This window comes from Haloferax sp. S1W (assembly GCF_044593955.1).
Classification (GTDB): domain Archaea; phylum Halobacteriota; class Halobacteria; order Halobacteriales; family Haloferacaceae; genus Haloferax.
In genome coordinates this window covers 1,599,942-1,618,710 of sequence record NZ_CP172595.1, presented here as the reverse complement: position 1 = coordinate 1,618,710, position 18,769 = coordinate 1,599,942, and the positions used below count along the sequence as shown (strand labels likewise).

Annotated in this window: 15 protein-coding genes; 9 read left to right on the top strand and 6 right to left on the bottom strand. The window is 62.3% G+C overall.

The features are described from left to right. Positions 1-864 carry a 2-oxoacid:ferredoxin oxidoreductase subunit beta gene (locus ACH9L7_RS08475; RefSeq protein WP_396610286.1) on the bottom strand — a complete coding sequence of 288 codons (864 nt, stop codon included), beginning with the start codon at positions 862-864 and terminating at the stop codon, positions 1-3. After that, positions 861-2,621, bottom strand: a complete 1,761-nt coding sequence (locus tag ACH9L7_RS08470) for a 2-oxoacid:acceptor oxidoreductase subunit alpha (RefSeq protein WP_396610285.1) — start codon at positions 2,619-2,621, stop codon at positions 861-863. Before ACH9L7_RS08470 ends, ACH9L7_RS08475 begins: the two co-directional genes overlap by 4 nt. 284 nt (positions 2,622-2,905) lie before the next feature. Between ACH9L7_RS08470 and ACH9L7_RS08465 the strand changes: the two genes are divergently transcribed. After that, a complete protein-coding gene (locus tag ACH9L7_RS08465) occupies positions 2,906-3,550 on the top strand; it encodes an FAD-dependent oxidoreductase (RefSeq protein ID WP_396610284.1) in 645 nt (214 codons plus the stop codon). 21 nt (positions 3,551-3,571) lie between these two features. Here the strand turns inward: ACH9L7_RS08465 and ACH9L7_RS08460 are convergent, their stop codons facing one another. The 3 genes from ACH9L7_RS08460 to ACH9L7_RS08450 are packed head-to-tail and all read right to left on the bottom strand — an operon-like array spanning position 3,572 to position 7,201. Next, the gene (locus ACH9L7_RS08460; protein ID WP_396610283.1) at positions 3,572-4,399 is read right to left on the bottom strand and encodes an ABC transporter permease; all 828 of its coding nucleotides are present in this window, start codon (positions 4,397-4,399) and stop codon (positions 3,572-3,574) included. Next, positions 4,396-5,247 (bottom strand): ABC transporter ATP-binding protein, encoded by an 852-nt coding sequence (locus ACH9L7_RS08455; RefSeq protein WP_396610282.1) that lies wholly within the window; start codon positions 5,245-5,247, stop codon positions 4,396-4,398. Before ACH9L7_RS08455 ends, ACH9L7_RS08460 begins: the two co-directional genes overlap by 4 nt. Then, positions 5,240-7,201: a NosD domain-containing protein gene (locus ACH9L7_RS08450; RefSeq protein ID WP_396610281.1), complete on the bottom strand. Its 1,962-nt coding sequence runs from the start codon at positions 7,199-7,201 to the stop codon at positions 5,240-5,242. The genes ACH9L7_RS08455 and ACH9L7_RS08450 overlap by 8 nt, the downstream gene beginning before the upstream one ends. A gap of 113 nt (positions 7,202-7,314) precedes the next feature. Between ACH9L7_RS08450 and ACH9L7_RS08445 the strand changes: the two genes are divergently transcribed. Beyond that, the gene (locus ACH9L7_RS08445) at positions 7,315-9,015 is read left to right on the top strand and encodes a methylmalonyl-CoA mutase (protein ID WP_396610280.1); all 1,701 of its coding nucleotides are present in this window, start codon (positions 7,315-7,317) and stop codon (positions 9,013-9,015) included. A gap of 227 nt (positions 9,016-9,242) precedes the next feature. Next, on the top strand, positions 9,243-11,237 hold the full coding sequence (gene acs, locus ACH9L7_RS08440; protein ID WP_396610279.1) for an acetate--CoA ligase: 1,995 nt from the start codon (positions 9,243-9,245) through the stop codon (positions 11,235-11,237). A gap of 22 nt (positions 11,238-11,259) precedes the next feature. Here the strand turns inward: acs and ACH9L7_RS08435 are convergent, their stop codons facing one another. Then, positions 11,260-11,502, bottom strand: a complete 243-nt coding sequence (locus ACH9L7_RS08435; protein ID WP_396613248.1) for a hypothetical protein — start codon at positions 11,500-11,502, stop codon at positions 11,260-11,262. Positions 11,503-11,715: 213 nt separating this feature from the next. Here ACH9L7_RS08435 and ACH9L7_RS08430 point away from each other — a divergent pair, with 213 nt between their 5' ends. The 6 genes from ACH9L7_RS08430 to ACH9L7_RS08405 all read left to right on the top strand — a co-directional run bounded on the left by ACH9L7_RS08430 (position 11,716) and on the right by ACH9L7_RS08405 (position 18,769). Further along, positions 11,716-13,326 (top strand): long-chain-fatty-acid--CoA ligase, encoded by a 1,611-nt coding sequence (locus ACH9L7_RS08430; RefSeq protein ID WP_396610278.1) that lies wholly within the window; start codon positions 11,716-11,718, stop codon positions 13,324-13,326. 241 nt (positions 13,327-13,567) lie between these two features. Continuing rightward, positions 13,568-14,974 (top strand): ABC transporter substrate-binding protein, encoded by a 1,407-nt coding sequence (locus ACH9L7_RS08425; RefSeq protein WP_396610277.1) that lies wholly within the window; start codon positions 13,568-13,570, stop codon positions 14,972-14,974. A gap of 126 nt (positions 14,975-15,100) precedes the next feature. Next, on the top strand, positions 15,101-16,069 hold the full coding sequence (locus tag ACH9L7_RS08420) for a branched-chain amino acid ABC transporter permease (RefSeq protein WP_396610276.1): 969 nt from the start codon (positions 15,101-15,103) through the stop codon (positions 16,067-16,069). Then, on the top strand, positions 16,066-17,271 hold the full coding sequence (locus tag ACH9L7_RS08415; protein WP_396610275.1) for a branched-chain amino acid ABC transporter permease: 1,206 nt from the start codon (positions 16,066-16,068) through the stop codon (positions 17,269-17,271). Before ACH9L7_RS08420 ends, ACH9L7_RS08415 begins: the two co-directional genes overlap by 4 nt. Next, complete coding sequence (locus ACH9L7_RS08410) at positions 17,271-18,029, top strand: ABC transporter ATP-binding protein (RefSeq protein WP_396610274.1); 759 nt, start codon at positions 17,271-17,273, stop codon at positions 18,027-18,029. Before ACH9L7_RS08415 ends, ACH9L7_RS08410 begins: the two co-directional genes overlap by 1 nt. Then, the gene (locus ACH9L7_RS08405) at positions 18,026-18,769 is read left to right on the top strand and encodes an ABC transporter ATP-binding protein (RefSeq protein ID WP_396610273.1); all 744 of its coding nucleotides are present in this window, start codon (positions 18,026-18,028) and stop codon (positions 18,767-18,769) included. Before ACH9L7_RS08410 ends, ACH9L7_RS08405 begins: the two co-directional genes overlap by 4 nt.

Below are 18,769 nucleotides of genomic sequence, written 5' to 3'. Positions count from 1 at the left end.
TTAGTAGAACTCGCGAACGAGGTCCATGGCGTCGTCGGGCGCGCCCGACGGGATGTCGGACATGTTTTCGGTGACGCCGAACTTCTGGTCGTAGGAAACCGAACTCTCGTCCTGATAGATGATGCCCTCGTACTCCTTCGAGGAGTCGAGAATCTTGTCCTTGGCGGTGTCGTAGTCGGACGGGTCGTGGTCGGTGTCTGCGAGGTCCACGAGGTTGTCGCGGAAGTAGTCGTAGGTGTCCACGTCGTTGAACGTGACACACGGACTGAACACGTTCACGAAGCCGAAGCCGTCGTGCTCGATGGCCTTCTGGACGATTTCGGCGTGACGCTTGTGGTCCGTCGCGAACGACTGCGCAATGAACGTGCCACCGGCGGCCAGCGCGAGCGCGAGCGGGTTGACCGGGGGCTGCTTTGAGCCCTCGGGGGTCGTCGAGGTCTCGAAGTCCTCGCGCGACGTGGGCGACGCCTGCCCCTTGGTCAGTCCGTAGATGCGGTTGTCCATGACCGTGTAGGCCATGTCGACGTTACGGCGGACGGCGTGGATGAAGTGACCCGCACCAATCGAGTACCCGTCACCGTCGCCACCGGCGGCGACGACAGTCAGGTCGGGGTTGGCGAGTTTGACACCGGCGGCGACGGGGAGCGCGCGCCCGTGGACGCCGTGGATGGCGTACGAGTGCATGTACGTCCCGATTTTGCCGGAACAGCCGATACCGGCGACCACGAACGTGTTGTCGGGGTCGTTGCCGGAGTTGGCCAGCGCCTTCATGATGCCGTTCATCGTCCCGAAGTCCCCACAGCCGGGACACCAGGTCGGTTGCTTGTCGGATTTGAAGTCGGTGAAGCGAACGTCGGAGCTCATGCGGAAACCTCCTCGGATTCGAGGGTGGCTTTGATTCTGTCTGCCAGTTCGTCCGCCTTGTAGCGGACGCCGTTGTATTTGTTGATGCGCTTGACACGGGTTAACGTGTCGTGTTCGATGACGTTGGCGAACTGACCGGTCGCGTTACACTCGACGACGATGACTTCGTCGGCCGCCTCGATGTCCTCGCTGAGGTCGGGCCGCGGGAAGATGTACGGGACAGAGAGGAAGCGCACGTCGATGCCATCCTCTTCGAGGAAGTCTATGGCTTCGATCATCGCGCCCTCGTTGGAGCCCCACGAGATGACGAGCGTGTCGGAGTCGGAGTTACCGAACTCGCGCGGCGAGAGGTCTTCGTCGTCCTTCGCGGTCTCGACCTTGCGGTCGCGCTTGTCGACCTGCTTGATGCGCATCTCGGTGTCTTCGGTCCGGCGACCGAGTTCGTCGTGTTCGAGACCGGTCGACATGTGCGCACCCTGGTCCGTACCGGGGAAGGCGCGCGGACTGATGCCGTCGTCGGTGAGCGCGTGCGGCTGGAATCGACCCTTGTCGTCGAGCCACTCGTCGATGGAGTCGTCGTCGACGACCTTGCCGCGGTCGATTTCGACTTCGTCCATGTCGAACGCTTCCGGCGGGAACGTCTGTTCCGTGACGGCCATCGCGAGGTCGGCCGCGACGTAGACCGGCACCTGATACTTCTCGGCGAAGTTGAACGCCTCGACGGTCTTCCAGAAACACTCGTCGATGCTCGTCGGGGCGACGACAAAGCGCGGAACCTCGCCGTGGCCGCCGTAGAGCATCATGTTCAGGTCGCCCTGTTCCTGCTTGGTCGGCATCCCGGTCGAGGGACCCGAGCGCATCACGTCGACGATGACAAGCGGCGTCTCGGAGGTTGCGACGAGACCGAACGTCTCGGTCATGAGGTCGATACCCGGACCGGACGTGGCCGTCATCGACCGCGCACCGGCGCGTGCCGCACCGAGCGCGAGGTTGATGGCCGCCAGTTCGTCTTCCGCCTGTACGACGTGCCCACCGTAGCGTTCGATGCGTCCGGTGAGGTATTCCATCACGTTCGTTGCGGGCGTGATGGGGTAGCCAGCGTAGAAGCGGCAGCCAGCGGCGATGGCACCCATACCGATGGCCTGGTCGCCGTTGAGCAGGACGTAGTCGTTGTCCGTCGTGTCGAGGTCGTAGTCGAACTCGTGGTCGAACTCCTCGTGGACGTATTCGAGTCCCGCGCGGGCCGCTTCCTTGTTGTTCTCGACGATTGCCTCGCCCTTGCCGCCGAAGCGCTTCTTGAGCGCGCTGTCGAGGTTCTCGATGGGGAAGTCAGTGACGGCGCACGCCGCACCCAGCGCAACGACGTTGCGCATGATTGCGCCGCCTGCTTCCTCTGCGAGTGCCTGAAGGGGAACGTCCAGCCCGATCATCCCCTCGGGAATCTCGACATCGGCCATCGTCGAACGGTCGCCGTCGTAGATGATGACCGAACCCTCGTGGAGTTCGTCGAGGTTTTCGTCGATAGTTCGTTGCGTCAGTGCGATGAGCACGTCGAGTCGGTCGACGACGCTCTGTACGGGGTCGATGGCAGTCCGAACCTTGTACGCAGTGTACCCGCCGCGGATTCGCGAAGCGAAATCCTTAGAGGTGAACACGTGTCGTCCAGCCCGGGAGAGTGCCTGAGCGAAAATCTTCCCCGTGGAGTCGATGCCATCGCCAGCCTCGCCGCCGATGGCCCAGTTGAAGTCCGCTGGCATGCTGACTGAAACCTACCCGTAGCCGGGTCAAAAGCCTTCTGAAAATTTGTGTGAAACGCCACTCGAATACATAAACGAATACCCGCTTTAGCGGCCTTGTGAGTGTACATTTCGATAGTTCCAGTAAGCCGAATCGGCACTGTCTCGCCATTCGGTGGACAAATGTCCAATTATCTCGTATTCGGGACTCTCGCGGCAAGTATGGCAGGTTCTTCGATACATTATAACTTATTGATGAATTAACGAAGGCAAGGCCCTTGTGACCCTGCGTCCAACCGGGCCGCATGGATGCAACCGTCACCGTCGCCGCAGTCCGCGACGTTGGACCCGACACGGTCGCTATCGAGTTCGAGACACCGGACGAGTTCGAGGCCGAACCGGGGCAGTTCGTAAAGCTCTCCGCAACCATCGACGGCGAGTCGTACGCGCGCTTTTATACCCTCTCTTCGCCGGGCGTGACAGACACGTTCGAAGTCACCGTCGGCATCGACCCCGAGGAGGGCGGCCCCTTCAGCCACCACCTCGAATCGCTCGCCGCGGGCGACGACATCGACCTCTCGGGGCCGTTCGGAAACAGCTACTACGACGGCGACGCGCGCGTGGTCGTCCTCGCAGGCGGCCCCGGCGTCGGCCCGGCGGTCGGCATCGCGGAGGCCGCGCGCGCCGACGGCAACGAGGCCGCGGTCGTCTACGTTGATGACACGCCCGCGCACGAGGACCGCCTCGACGCGCTCCGCGAGGAGGGCGCGAGTGTAATCGTCACCGACGACGAGGCCGACCTTGCGGACCAAGTCGCGGACGCGCTGACCGGTGCCGAGGGAGAACAGGTGTTCGTCTACGGATTCGCCGGGTTCGCCGAAGCCGCCACCGATGCTATCGAAGCCGCGGGCGGCGATGCCGACGCGGCGAAGGTCGAGAACTTCGGCTAAGCGTTTTCCCCCGCCGCGGTCTTATTCTACCGGCTTCCACGCCGCCACCACTGCCACGAAGAGCGCCCCCGCGAGCCAGCCGCCGAGTCCCAGAAGCGACACCAGCGGCGTCGTCGCCTGTCCTGTTTCGACGGCCACGCCGAACACGAGCGACCGAAACGCGCCGTTCGGGCTCAACGCGAGCAGGAACGGAACAGCGTCGATGCCGAACCGCCCGGCTGCGAGTCCGGCGACTGCCGCGGCGTCGACGCCGACGACGAAGGCGACGAGCAAACCGACAGCGAGGGCGATTGCCTGCCGGGCCGTCCGTGCTGCGGCGGAGACGGCGAGCGCGACCGATGCGGTCGAGAGCGCGAACACAACCGTGAGGACCGTAAAGCGGGCGAACGCGACGGGCGAGTCGGCCGCCTCGTTGATGGCGAGGAACGTCGGGTCCGGCGGCGACAACACGGGGACAGTGAGCGCCGCGACGAGGAGCGACCCGAAGACGACGGCGACGAGTGCGAGGCTCCGTCCGAGGAAGACGCCGCCGACGTAGGCGGGCCGGGAGACGCCAAACGTCCGCAACACGCCCAACTCGCCGGTTCGACGGTCCGAAAGCACCGCACGGTAACAGAGGGCGAAGCCGAGAAGCGGGACGAGCGCCTCGACGAACGGGAGCAAGTCGAGCGCGAGGGGAACGTACCCACCGCGTGCACCCGACCCCGCGGCGGCAACGCCGACGATAGTCAGGGCGAACACGACCGAGAGCGCGACGACTGCGGGCGTCCGCACGACGGTTCGGAGTTCCCGCGCTGCGATAGCAAAGAGGTCGCTGACGGTGCTCGTGGGGTTGTCCACGTCGCTCATCGGCCATCCACCTCGTCGGTCGAAACGAGTCTTCCGAACGCAGTCTGGAGGTCGGCCGCCTCGACAGAATCGACTAACTCTTTCGGCGACCCAGTTGCGACGAACTCCCCGCCGTCGAGGATGACGACGCGGTCTGCCGTCCGTTCGACTGGCCCGAGGTTGTGCGACGAGAGAATCACGGCCACACCCTCGTCGGCGAGGTCCGAGACGATTTCGAAGAGGCGTTCGACCATCCCGGGGTCGAGGCCGCTCGCGGGTTCGTCGAGGATGAGGACGGCCGGGTCGCCGATGAGTGCCCGCCCGAGGCCGAGCAGTCGCGTCATCCCGCCTGAGAGGGCTTCGACGCGGCGGTCCATCGCCCCGCTGAGCCCGACTCGGTCGAGCGTATCGCCGATGTCCACGTCTTCTTCGACAAACTGCGCGTAGAATCGGAGCGTGTCTGCTGCGGTGAAGCCCTCGCGGAACTCGGGTTGTTGCGGAAGATAGCCGACGCGAGTTCGGTCCCCCACACCGACGGCGACGGTCCCTTCGTCGGGAGCGCGAACTTTGGTGAGGAATTGGAGCAGCGTCGTCTTCCCCGACCCGTTCGGGCCGACGAGAGCGACGATTTCGCCCGGCGAGACTGACAGTGATAGGTCGTCGAAGACGGCTACGTCGCCGAAGGCGTGCGTGAGTCCGGACGCGTCGATTGCGAATTCGGCGGCTTCGGGTTCGGATGCGTCGGTGACTTCGGGTTTGGATGCGTCGGCGGCTTCGGGTTCGGATGCGTCGGTGACTTCGGGTTTGGATGCGTCGGTCGTGTCTCCCTCGGATGCGACTTCGCGGGCGATTCTCTCTCTGTCAGACATTGGAGTTCTCCGTCACGTTCGTGGCTCCGGTCGCGTTCGTCTCGTCTTCCGTGTTCAAACTGCCTACCGTCTCGGGGCGAACGGGTTCTGTTCGCGGTGCCGCGTCGACGACGCCCGACCCACGGAGGCCAGCGACTTCGTCGCGGGCGGTGCGGAGGGCGTCCATCACGGGCGACCGAGACAGTACGAGCGCCGCCGGATGGCGGCCGAGGTCAGCGTCCACCGGCCCGGAAGGTTGGAATGCCCGGTCGTACGCGCCGTCCCCATCCTCGTCGGCGAGTGGCAGGTTGCCCCAGTAGTTCCCCTCGCCGTCCGTCGTCCACGTCCGCATCGGGCCAAGTGCCGATTCGACCTGCACATCGTTTCCGACGATGTCGTTCCTGACGACGACGTTCGTCGGGAACGTCGAACTGCCGCGGACGCCGATGTCGTTTCCGACGACGACGTTTCGCGTGTACACCTGTCGGTCGCCGCTGACGTCCATGCCGTACTCGTTGTTGGCGAATACGTTGTCGGCGACGTAGGTGTTGCTCCCGGCCGGGATGAACCCGAAGTCCGAGTCGCGCACGTCGTTTCCGACCACGAGGTTGCCGATGGGTCGCGTCATGATGATAATCCCGATTCGCATATCCCGGGCGACGTTGTCGGCGACGAGGACGTCCGAGGTGTACATCTCGTGGACAGCGTACCGGCCGCGTTCCATGTGGTTGTCTCTGATGACGCTCCCGTCGGCGCGGTGGGTGTAGATACCGTCTCGTCCGTCGAGGAACGTCGAGTGTTGGACGACCGACGACTCACCGATAAGGACGACGCCCATGAAGCCCTCGGAGGGCACCTCGGCACCGCGGACGGTGAGGTCATCGAGTACGCTGTCAGCGCTCTCGAGGACGATGACGCCGCTTGCGGGCGTGTCGATGGTGACACTCCGGATGGCCGAGTTGTTGGCCCCGTCGAGGACGAGTCCGGCGTCCCCGCGGCCGTAGGCGAGTTGGACGCGCGTGTCCCAATCGACCGACTCGTTCGTCGCCCGGATGCGGCGGGTGCCAACGTCGCCGACGCCAGAAATCGAGAGATTCCCGACTGCCGCTTCGTCGGCCCGGACGTGGACTACGGTTCCGTTCCCGTCACCGACGAGGCGTGTCGCGTTCCCGGCACCGACGAGCGTAATCGACCGATTCACGTCGATTCTATCGACGGAGTAGTTGCCCGGCGGCACGTAGACTGCGGTTCCCTCGGGCGCGGATTCGACGGCCGCCTCGATGGTCGGTGCGTCCTCGCCGACGACAGTCGAGACTGGACGGTCGAACAGCGGTTCACGTGCAGCAGTGGTCTGGTCGGCCCAGTCGTGGTGGGCGTCGACCGACGACTCGAAGGCGTCGAGTCGCGCGGTGAGCGAACTCTCAGAACGCTCGCGGAGGGTCGCCCAATCGACGACGGTGCCGCCGTACTCGTCGGTGAACGACTGTGCAGCGGCAGGGTCGGAGAAGGGGACGACAATCGGCCCTGATGGAACACGGGCGTCCGAATCGACGACGAACACCGCGTCTGACACCTCGACCCACCCGGGTTGACGGTTGTGTTCAGCCCGGAGATAGTCCTCGTCGTCGAGGGTCGGCGAGACGGTGGCGTAGTCTGTGACGAACACCGCGAGCGGGTCGCCGAACTGGCGGGCGCTCTCGGGGGAAGTGAGGTCCCTCGCGGCGGTTCCGACGCTGTAGTAGCCGATGACGTAGCGATACTGGGAGAAGTGTGCCTGTGCGACCGGCATCTCGAAGCCGTCGGTCTTGGCTTGCTCCACGTCGACTGCGGTCCCGCCGGTCTTCACCGTATCGTCGAACGGGACGGGCGAAACGGTGCCCGACGCGGGGATGACGAAGGAAACACTCGCGAGGACGAGCACGAGTGCGGCGACGCCAGCGGCCCACCGCGTCGCAGAGGGGGTTACGAACGCCATCGAGTGTTAGTGCCCCGTAGGGGAGTGAGGAGTGATAGGTGCGATGGTCTGGCCGTCGAAGTTGGCCGTCTTCGACCCGAATCCTTAATCATCGTCCATACAACTTCACGCACATGTACGACGACGAGGACCTCGAATCGATTCGAGAGGCTCGCGAAGAGTGGGAGTCTGAGACGCGCGACACCTTCCTCGAAAAGGGTGGCGAGCGGAAAGACCGGTTTGCGACCGTCTCGAACCACGAGGTCGACGACCTCTACACCCCCGAGGACATCGCAGACTTCGATTACGAGGAGGACCTCGGGTTCCCGGGCGAATCGCCATACACGCGTGGCGTGTATCCGACGATGTATCGCGGTCGGACGTGGACCATGCGCCAGTTCGCCGGATTCGGCACGGCCGAAGAGACGAACGAGCGTTTCCACTACCTCATCGAGAACGGCCAGACTGGGCTTTCGACCGCGTTCGACATGCCCTCGCTGATGGGCAAAGACTCCGACGACCCGCTTTCAGACGGCGAAGTCGGGAAGGAGGGTGTGGCGGTGGACACCCTGCGCGACATGGAGGTTCTCTTCGATGGCATCGATATCGGCGAAGTCACCACGTCGTTTACCATCAACCCCTCCGCGCCGGTCGTCTACGCCATGTACGTCGCCCTCGCCGACAATCGCGGCGTCTCCCGCGACCAAATCGGCGGGACCTTCCAGAACGACATGCTGAAGGAGTTCATCGCGCAGAAAGAGTGGGTCATCCCGCCGGAACCCTCGCTGAAACTCGTCACCGACACCATCGAGTTCGCCGCCGACGAGACACCTCGAATCCGCCCCATCTCTATCTCCGGATACCACATCCGTGAGGCGGGTTCGACGGCGATTCAGGAACTGGCCTTCACCCTCGCTGACGGCTTCGCCTACGTCGAAGACGCGATGGACCGCGGCCTCGACATCGACGAGTTCGCGCCGCAACTCTCGTTTTTCTTCAACTCCCACAACTCCATCTTCGAGGAGGTGGCGAAGTTCCGCGCCGCCCGTCGCATCTACCACCACGTGATGTCCGAGTGGTACGGTGCCGAAGACGAGCGCTCGAAGCAACTGAAGTTCCACACCCAGACGGCCGGGCAGTCGCTGACCGCACAACAACCGCTCAACAACATCGTCCGCGTGACGATTCAGGCGCTCGCTGGCGTCCTCGGCGGGACGCAGTCGCTGCACACGAACAGCTACGACGAGGCACTGGCGCTCCCTTCGGAGGAGGCGGTCACCGTCGCGCTCCGGACGCAGCAGATTATCGCCGAGGAATCCGGCGCGGCCGACGTTATCGACCCCCTCGGCGGGAGCTTCTTCATCGAGAAACTCACCAACGAGGTGGAAGAAGAGGCGATGGCATACATCGAAGAGATTCGCGAGATGGGCGACGGGTCGGTTCGCGACGGCGTCCTCGCCGGTATCGAAGAGGGCTACTTCCACCGCGAAATCAGCGATGCGTCCTTCGAGTATCAGTCGCGCGTCGAAGACGGTGAGGAAATCGTCGTCGGTGTCAACAAGTACACCTCCGACGATGACACCCGGCCCGACCTGCTGCACGTCGAAGACGAAGTGCAGGACCGCCAACTTGCTCGCCTCAACTCGGTCAAAGAAGAACGCGACGACGAAGCGGTCGAAGCGGCGCTCGACGACCTTCGCGAGGCGGTCGAAAACGGCGAGAACGTCATGCCCGTCCTCGTTGAGGCGGTCAAGACATACGTTACGATGGGCGAAATCATGGACGTGTTCGCCGAAGAGTACGGCACGTACCGTGAGACCATCGGCGTGATGTAACGCCGCGCCACGCCGCACAACACCACACGACGCCACGCCGCACAACACCACACCACGGTTTCTCACTCGTTGCGGTTTCGCCACGCTCTCATAACATCCTCCCACCGCCCCGTCTTTTCTCCGCCTCGTCGACCCCGGCACAAAGATTCGTCTCAGCGTGAAAATCGCCCGACGACGGAGTTATTACATAGATTTATCATGTAGGATGGTGCTAGTCACCATGTACTATGGTAGAAGGTGACGGAGATGGAGAACTCGAGGCACGGTTGGTGGAGCAAGCGGAGTTCGAACCGTCGGCGGAGTTCGTCGAGCAGGCGAACGTCTCCGACCCGAACATCTACGACGAGTTCGAAGAGAACTGGCCGGAGTGTTGGGAACAGGCGGCGGCCATGTTGGATTGGGACACACCTTACGACGAGGTGTTAGACGATTCGAACCCCCCGTTCTACAAGTGGTTCACGGGCGGGAAACTCAACGCCTCCTACAACTGTCTCGACCGGCACGTCGAAAACGGCGACAAGAACCGGGTCGCCATCAAGTGGGAAGGCGAACACGGCACGACGCGCACGTACACGTATCAGGACCTCTACCGCGAGGTGAACGAATTCGCCGCCTCGCTGCGTGACCTCGGTGTCGAAGAAGACGACGTTGTGACGCTCTACATGCCGATGATTCCCGAGTTGCCAATCGCCATGCTGGCGTGCGCCCGCATCGGCGCGCCGCACTCGGTGGTCTTCGCCGGATTCTCCGCCGAGGCACTCGCCACGCGGATGAACTCGGCAGACTCGCGGTTCCTCGTCACGTGTGACGGCTACTACCGCCGCGGCGACCCACTCGACCACCTCGACAAGGCAAACGAGGGACTCGACGGCGTCGACCACGGCGTCGACGCGGCAGTCGTCGTGGACCGACTCGGCGACGACGGGTTCGGCCACGAACTCCGCGGCACCCAACACGACTGGGACAGTCTGTTGGCCGAACACGGCGGCGAGCGCGTGGACCCGGTCCAGCGTGATGCCGAAGACATGCTCTTTTTGATGTACACGTCGGGGACGACGGGTCAGCCAAAGGGCGTCAAGCACACCACCGGTGGGTATCTGTCGTATGCGGCGTGGACCTCGCACTCGGTACTGGACATCAAGAAGGAAGACACCTACTGGTGTGCGGCCGACATCGGCTGGATTACTGGCCACTCGTACATCGTCTACGGGCCGCTGGCACTCGGCACGACCACGGTGATGTACGAAGGCACGCCGGACTACCCGAATCGGGCGCGCCTCTGGAAACTCGTCGAGAAGTATTCGGTGGACATCTTCTACACGGCACCGACGGCGATTCGGGCGTTCATGAAGTGGGGGGGTCAGTTCCCCGAGAAACACGACCTGTCGAGTCTTCGCCTCCTCGGGACGGTGGGTGAGCCAATCAATCCCCGCGCGTGGAAGTGGTACTACAAGCATATCGGCGACGAGGAGTGTCCGGTCGTCGATACGTGGTGGCAGACCGAGACGGGTGGCATGATGATTACGACGTTACCGGGCATCGGAAAGATGAAACCCGGGTCGGCCGGACCGCCGTTGCCGGGCGTCGACGCGAAAGTCGTCGATACGTCCGGTAAAGAAGTGGATGCCGGTCGTGCGGGCTATCTCACGGTGGGCAAGCCGTGGCCGGGGATGCTCCGCACGCTCTACAAGAACGACGAGCGCTTCATCCAGGAATACTGGCGTGAGTACTCCGATATCGACAGCGACGACCCCGAAGACTGGGTGTATTTCCCCGAAGACGGCGCAAAAATCGACGCCGATGGATACATCACCATCCTCGGCCGGGTCGACGACGTTATCAACGTCTCTGGGCACCGCCTCGGAACGATGGAAATCGAGTCTGCCATCGTCGGCGTCGAGGGCGTCGCCGAAGCGGCAGTCGTTGGCGGCGACCACGAGGTGAAAGGCGAGGCGGTCTACGCCTACGTCATCACCGAAGAGGGACAGGCGGAAGACGACAAGATGCGCGAGCGCATCATCAAGGGCGTCGAGGACGCCATCGGACCGATTGCGCGGCCGGAGCAGGTCCTGTTCACGCCTGAACTGCCGAAGACCAGGTCGGGGAAAATCATGCGCCGTCTCCTCGAAGAGATAGCAAACGGCGAGGAACTCGGCGACACGACGACGCTTCGGAATCCCGAAATCGTCGAGGAGATTCAGCGGCAGGCGGAAGCCGAGTAGCCACACCGAGCGCGCGGCCCGGTTACGATTTTTGTTCGACCCACGCGGAGAGCGACGCCTCGTCTTGGAAGTATAACCGCTCTCGAACCCCGTCTCGTTCGAGGACGACTAGGAGGTGTTTCTCCGAGAGGTCGATGTGTTCGCCGCTGTACGCACACGGTTCGATTCGTTCGTCACCGGGTCGCCAGAGTCGATGCGGCGCGACGCGAACGATAGTCTCCCCGCCGCTTTCGAGCGTCTGGCCGGCGTAGTCCGAGAGAGCCATATGGTCCATAGATGCTCCACGAATAAGTTGTTTTCTTGCATAGCCAATGTAGAAATATAGTTTCTAGCCAGCAGATTCGAGACGTATTGTCCGCTCCTGTGAGAACGATACTCATGGGTGCGCGAGAGATAAGTATCGGAAGTCTCTGACGACAACGTGGTGTGGCACCACCCTGCACATTTATCCCGAATGTCACTGAAGGAATCGGTACGTATGGAAAAGCCACTTCTCGTAACCGACTTCCTCGACCGCGCCCGTCGGTACTACGCCGACGAAGAGGCGGTCGTGGCGACGACAGGCGAACGGTTCTCCTACGCCGAACTCGGCGAGCGAGCAGACGGATTCTCGGCCGCGCTCCAGTCGCGCGGCATCGAGAATGGCGACCGGGTAGCAGTCCTCGACCCGAACACGCACTATCACCTCGAAGCGGCCTACGGGTCGATGCAGGTCGGTGCGGTTCACATGCCGCTGAACTACCGCCTCGTCCCCTCCGACTTCGAATACATGCTGAGCGATGCCGACGTGAAGGCCATCTACGCGGACTACGCTTTCGCGGAGAAGATAGAGGAGATTCGCGACGACGTTCCGACGGAGGTGTTCATCACCAACGACGCCGCCGAGGTAGACGGCGACTGGTTGGACTTCGACGAGGTCGTTTCCGAGTCCACTGATTATGACCGCCCGGAGATGTCCGAAGACGACATCATCACCATCAATTACACCTCGGGGACAACCGGTGACCCGAAGGGGGTCTGCCGCACCCACCGTGCCGAGACGATACATGCGTACCTCATCTCCATGCATCAGGAGATTTCGGATGACGACGTGTACCTCTGGACGCTGCCGATGTTCCACGTCAACGGCTGGGGTCACATCTACGCGATTACGGGCCACGGCGCGAAACACGTCTGTACACGGGGTGTCGAGGCGGAGGACGTTCTCGACGCGATTCGAACCGAAGACGTGTCGTACCTCTGTGCGGCCCCGACGGTTCTTAACATCCTGATGAAACACTACCGCGACGAAGGCGGCGTCGAGACGACCGGTGCGAATCCGGTTCGGGCGGCGACGGCCGGTGCAGCGCCCCCGGAGGCGACGATTCGAACCGTCGAAGACGAGTTCGGCTGGCGGCTAATGCACGTTTACGGAGCGACCGAGACGGGGCCGCTCATCACTACCTCCGAGGCCAAGCGATTCCTCGACGGTGACGCCGACCGCTTTTCTATCAAGAAACGGCAGGGAATCGGTTATCTCGGCACCGACGTTCGCGTCGTGGACGACGACGGCGAGGACGTGCCGTGGGACGACCAGACTATCGGCGAAATCGTCGTTGCGGGCAATCAGGTGATGGACAAATACTGGAACAAGCCCGAAGAGACAAAGGAGGCGTTCACCGCGCGACGAGAAGACTATTACCACATGGGCGACCTCGCTGTCGTCGACGAGAACGGCTTTATCAGCATTCAGGACCGCAAGAAAGACATCATCATCTCCGGCGGCGAGAACATCTCCAGCATCGAACTGGAGGATACGCTCTTCGACCACGAGCAGGTGTCTGAAGTCGCAGTCATCCCCATCCCATCGGAGGAGTGGGGCGAGTCGCCGAAGGCGTTCGTCGTCCCGACGAGCGGTAATCCAGACGACCCCGGTGTGACCGAATCTGCCCTCATCGACTTCTGCCGGGACCGCATCGCGACGTACAAGGTTCCGAAGGAAATCGAGTTCGTCGCCGAACTCCCAAAGACTGCGACCGGAAAGATTCAGAAGTACGAGTTGCGGGAGCGTGAGTGGGACGACGAAGGCCGGATGGTCGGAGAAGGATAGTCGAACGGGACGGAGACAGCGGAACTTCTCCACCGTCTTCTCCAAATTTCCGCTGAATCAACGGACTGCAGCGGTGTTTTAGAGTCCTCAATGATTGGTAAAAAAGATATTACCAAGGACGTATGATTTATCTTGGTAAATATTATCATACCCATATGGCGCGGAACCTTTGACATATGTTATCATTGTTGTAGGTGGTATGTACATAACAATTATTAACTAGGTATCCACCGATAGTGCCATGGCACGGGATACCAAGCCACTCAATCGGCGAGATGTGTTGAAGGCGACCGGGGCTGTTGGTGCTGCTGGCTTGACTGGGCTGGCTGGCTGTACTGGCGACGGCGGCGGCGACGGTGGCGATGGCGGCAACGGCGGTGGCAATGGTGGCGGCGGAGGAAGCGATGGCGGCGGGGGAGACGACTACCCCGCATTGGGCAACTTCCCCATCGAAGGCGACAAAGCGATTTTCGGATTCAACGTTCCGCAATCCGGACCGTACGCGTCGGAAGGTGAAGACGAACTCCGGGCGTACCAACTCGCCGTGAAGCATCTCAACAACGGGGGCGGCTGGGTCGATTCGCAGTTCGACGACCTCTCCGGAGACGGCGTACTCGGCTACGAAATCGACTACGTCGACGGCGACACAGCGACCGACGCCGACCAGGCACGACAGTCGGCGTCAGGGATGGTCGAACGCGACAACGCCATCATGATTTCCGGCGGGTCGTCGTCCGCGGTGGCGATTGCGGTCCAAGGGCTGTGTCAAAACGAGAAGGTCATGTTCATGGCCTGTTTGACGCACTCGAACGACACCACCGGGAAAGACTGTGTCCGCTACTCCTTCCGTGAGATGTTCAACGCCTACATGACCGGACAGGCGCTGGCACCGGTCGTAAAGGAGGCCTACGGGAGCGACCTCAAGTTCTACCAGCTGTACGCCGACTACAGTTGGGGCCAGACGCAGCAAGCATCGATGGAGCAGTTCATGACCGAGGTTGCTGGTTGGGAACAGATCAAATCCGTTGCAACGCCGCTCGGGACGACGGACTACTCGACGTACCTCTCGGAGGCGCAGAACTCCGGTGCGGACGTGCTCATCCTCAACCACTACGGCCTCGACGGTGCGAACTCCGTCCAGCAGGCCGTCGACGCAGGTATCGACGAGGACATGGAGATTCTCGTCCCGCTGTACAACCGACCGATGGCGGAGGCGGCGGGAGGTGCTATCGAAGGCGTCTACGGAACCGTCGCGTGGGACTCCCAAATCGACAATACGCCGTCGAAGGAGTTCACCGAGGCGTTCCGGTCCGAGTACGACCGTACGCCGTCCGGTCCGGCACAGCTCGCGTACGCGCAGACGCTCCAGTACGCCGCGGCAGTCGAGCGTGCGGGGACGTTCTACCCGCCTGAGGTCATCAAGCAACTGGAAGACTACGAGTACGACAACAGCGGAATGGGCGCAGAGACCATGCGCGGATGCGACCATCAGGCACAGCGCGACGTGCCGGTCGTCCAGGGCCTCCCGGCGTCTGAACAGGAGGCAGGCAAGTACTTCGAGATTGTCAACGTCACGAGTCGCGACGACCTCGGATACGCCTGTGACGCAGGTCCGGCCGCCGAGTGTGAACTCGGTTCCTACGAGTAAGGTCCCACTCCCACACCGTTATCTTAATGAAAGTTAATCGTAGACAACTACGAAGGCCTCAATGAGTATGTTTAACACACCCACTGAACCGAATGATTCGAACGACTACGACGGGGGTGAGAAAGTGTGAGCCTCTTGGCCGACATCGTCGTCATCCTGCTCAACGGGCTCCAGCAGGGTGCGATATACGTCCTGTTGGCTGTCGGGCTCTCAATTATCCTGGGGACACTCAAGTTCGTCAATTTCGCCCATGGCGCGCTCTATCTCGTCGGAACGTACGCGGGGCTGTTCGTCGCGCTGAACGTCCCGCTGTCCAACGGGAAGCTCCAAGAATGGGGATTCACGAGTTTCGGCCTCGACTGGGGATTTTTCGCCGCACTGGTGATGGTCCCTCTCGTGGTGTTCGTCGTCGGGCTCCTGATGGAGCGCTTCCTCGCCCGCTCGTTTTACGACCGACCGGACACCGACCAGATTCTCGTCACGTTCGGTCTCGCAATCGTCGTCCAAGAGCTATTCCGCGTCCTCTTTGGGAGTAACAGTCTTCCGTTCGAACAGCCGGAACGTATCCTCTCGTTCGGGTCGTTCGCGGGGATTCCGGTCTCCGGTCCCGTTGCACTTCCTCTCGTCGGCAACTTCCCGCAGTGGCGACTGTGGGTTATCGGCATCACCGCGGTACTCGTCCTGCTCGTCTACGTGTTGGTCGAGTTCACCGATTTCGGTCTCGTCGTCCGCGCCGGAACCCGTGACGCCGAGATGGTCCGACTGCTCGGAATCAAAATCACTCGCCCATACATCGTCGTCTTCGGTATCGGTGCCGCACTCGCCGGTGTCGCCGGTGTCGTTGGCGGCCCACTGAACGTCGTCAACCCGACTATCGGGACGAATATCCTCGTGCCCGCATTCCTCACCGTCGTCATCGGGGGTGTGGGAAGTATCGCAGGGGCAGTCCTTGGTGGCGTCATCTTCGGACTTACCACGGCGACGCTCGTCGCATTCGCACCGGCGTGGTCGCAGGTTGGGCTGTACGCTATCGCGGCAATCGTCCTCCTCACCAGACCGCAGGGACTCCTCGGTAACGAGGAGGTGGCACCATGAGCGAAAAGACAGACACTGCGAGCGCGAGCACCGACACCAGCACGAGCACGAAAAGCGAGTCTCTCTTCGATGGGAGCCTCGTGGGTCGCTGGGAGCAACTCCGCGGTAGAGAGGGGACAGTCGTCGGACTCACGGCAATCTTCGTGGCCCTCTTCCCGTGGCTCTTCGCCCGCGCCCCGGTGATTTCTGGAATTGTCCAGGGCTACCAGAGCCTCGCGACGCTCATCCTCATCTGGGGTATCTTCGCCATCGGCTTCGACCTGCTGTTAGGCTACACCGGGCTGCTCTCGTTCGGCCACGCTGCTTTCTGGGGCGGTGCCGCCTACGCAGCGGGTATCGTCGCGAAGAACGTCTCCGGAGACCCCCTCGTGATGGTCCTCTCGGGGACGCTCTTTGCCGTTCTCTTGGCGTGGATTCTCGGGTTCCTCTCGCTTCGTCGCGGCGGAATCTACTTCGCCATTCTCACGCTGGCGTTCGCACAGATGTTCTACTACATGGCTGCCTCGCCGTTGGCGTTCCTGACCAACGGTGAAAATGGCCTGACTGGGGTCGAGGTCGGGAGTCTCTTCGGCATGATTCACCTCGAAGCGGATATCCCCTCGGTCGGTGGAATGCTCCTCGGGACCTGGCTCTACGCCTTCGTCGGCCTGTTCTTCGTCGGCGCGGTGGCCGTCGCCTACCGCATCCTCAACTCGCCGTACGGAATGGTCTTCCGTGCGATTCGCGAGAACGAACAGCGCGCCGAGTTCGTCGGACTCAACGTCTGGCGCTACAAGCTGATGGCCTTCATCATCTCGGGGGCGTTCGCCGGCGTCGCTGGCAGCCTCTTTACCATTCACGGGTCGTACGTGCCGCTCCAGTCGCTGTTCTGGACGGAATCCGGTGACATCGTCGTCATGACGGTCCTCGGTGGCGCAGGGTCTATGTTCGGTCCCGTCCTCGGCGTCGGGTTGTACCTCTACGTCGAGAACATCGTCAGTACCATCCAAGCACTGACGATTCCCTTCACTGACATCGTGCTCATCAAGGACTTCGGCTTCTACTGGCACCTGCTCCTCGGAGCCATCTTCGTCGTCGTCGTCTGGGTCGTTCCGGACGGCCTGTGGGGCATCCTGAACCAGCTCCGCGAACTCGTTTTCGACCTCGGTTCGAAGGCAGCGAACCGGGTCCGTGAGCTCGTTGGGAACGGAGGTGCCCGCTGATGGCCCTCTTAGAGACCGAAAACCTCGTCAAGGAGTTCGGTGGACTCGTCGCGACAGACGACGTCAATCTCACCGTCGAGGAAGACGAACGCGTCTCTGTCATCGGCCCGAACGGGGCCGGGAAATCGACGCTCATCAACCTCATCACGCGACGACTCGACCCGACGAGCGGCGACATCCGATTCAAAGGCGATTCCATCGTCGGCCTCGACCCGCACGAAGTCGTCCAACTGGGCGTCTCGAAGTCGTTCCAGACGGCGTCTATCTTCCCGGACCTCACAGTCAAAGAGAACGCCGAGATTGCGGCGCTTGCTGCGGAACGCGGCGCGTTCGGGTTCGAGTTCCTGAAACATCGAGACAGCCTCACCGACGTTCACGAAGTTGCCCGCGACACCCTCGACTCGGTCGGGCTTCTCGACCGTGCGGACACTGTCGCGACCGACCTCCCGTACGGTGACAAGCGTCGACTGGAGATTGGTATCGCACTCGCCAGTGAACCCGACTTGCTCCTCATGGACGAACCGACCGCCGGGATGTCCCCCGAGGAGACGAAGTCGACAGTGGAACTCATCGAACAAGTAAAACGCGACCACGGACTCACGTTCGTCCTCGTCGAACACGACATGGAAATCGTCTTCAGTATCTCTGACCGCATCGTCGTCCTCAGTCGCGGTGGCATCATCGCCGAGGGGACGCCCGACGAGATTCGCGGAAACGAGGCCGTCCAAGAGGCCTACCTCGGAGGTGTCGAGCTATGAGTCTCCTCGAAATCGACCACATCGACGCCTACTACGGTGAGAGTCACATCATCCGTGAGCTCTCGATGAGCGTCGAAGAGGGCGAAATCTGTACACTCCTCGGTCGAAACGGTGCCGGGAAGACGACGACGCTTCGGTGTATCGCCGGGGCGACACCGCCGGACGTGCGAAACGGCACCATCCGATTCAAAGGAAAGGACATCACCGGCGTGCCCGCCGAGGACGTGTCGGTAAACGGGATCTCGCTCGTCCCCGAAGAACGGCGTATCTTCCCGAACCTGTCCGTCGCGGAGAACCTGCACCTCGCAGAAGTCGTCAACAACAAGTCCAACACGTGGGGGCGGTCGCTGTCGTTCGGCCACAAGGGAATGACCACCGAAGAGGTGTACGAGCAATTCCCGCGGCTGGACGAGCGGAGAGACCAGCGGGCGGGGACGCTCTCCGGTGGCGAACAGCAGATGCTCGCCATCGCACGCGCACTGAAGCAGAACACCGACCTGCTACTCCTCGACGAGCCGTACGAGGGCCTCGCGCCGAAGATTATCGAGGACGTCGAGGACGCGGTCCAGCGTATTAGCGACGACGGGACGACCATCCTCCTGGTCGAACAGAACGCGGCGGCAGCCATCAACCTCGCCGACCGTGCCTACGTCATCGACCAGGGTGGAATCGTCTTCGACGGAACCGCAGACGAGTTGCGCGCGGACGAAGAGACGCGCGAACGCTATCTGGGGGTCTGA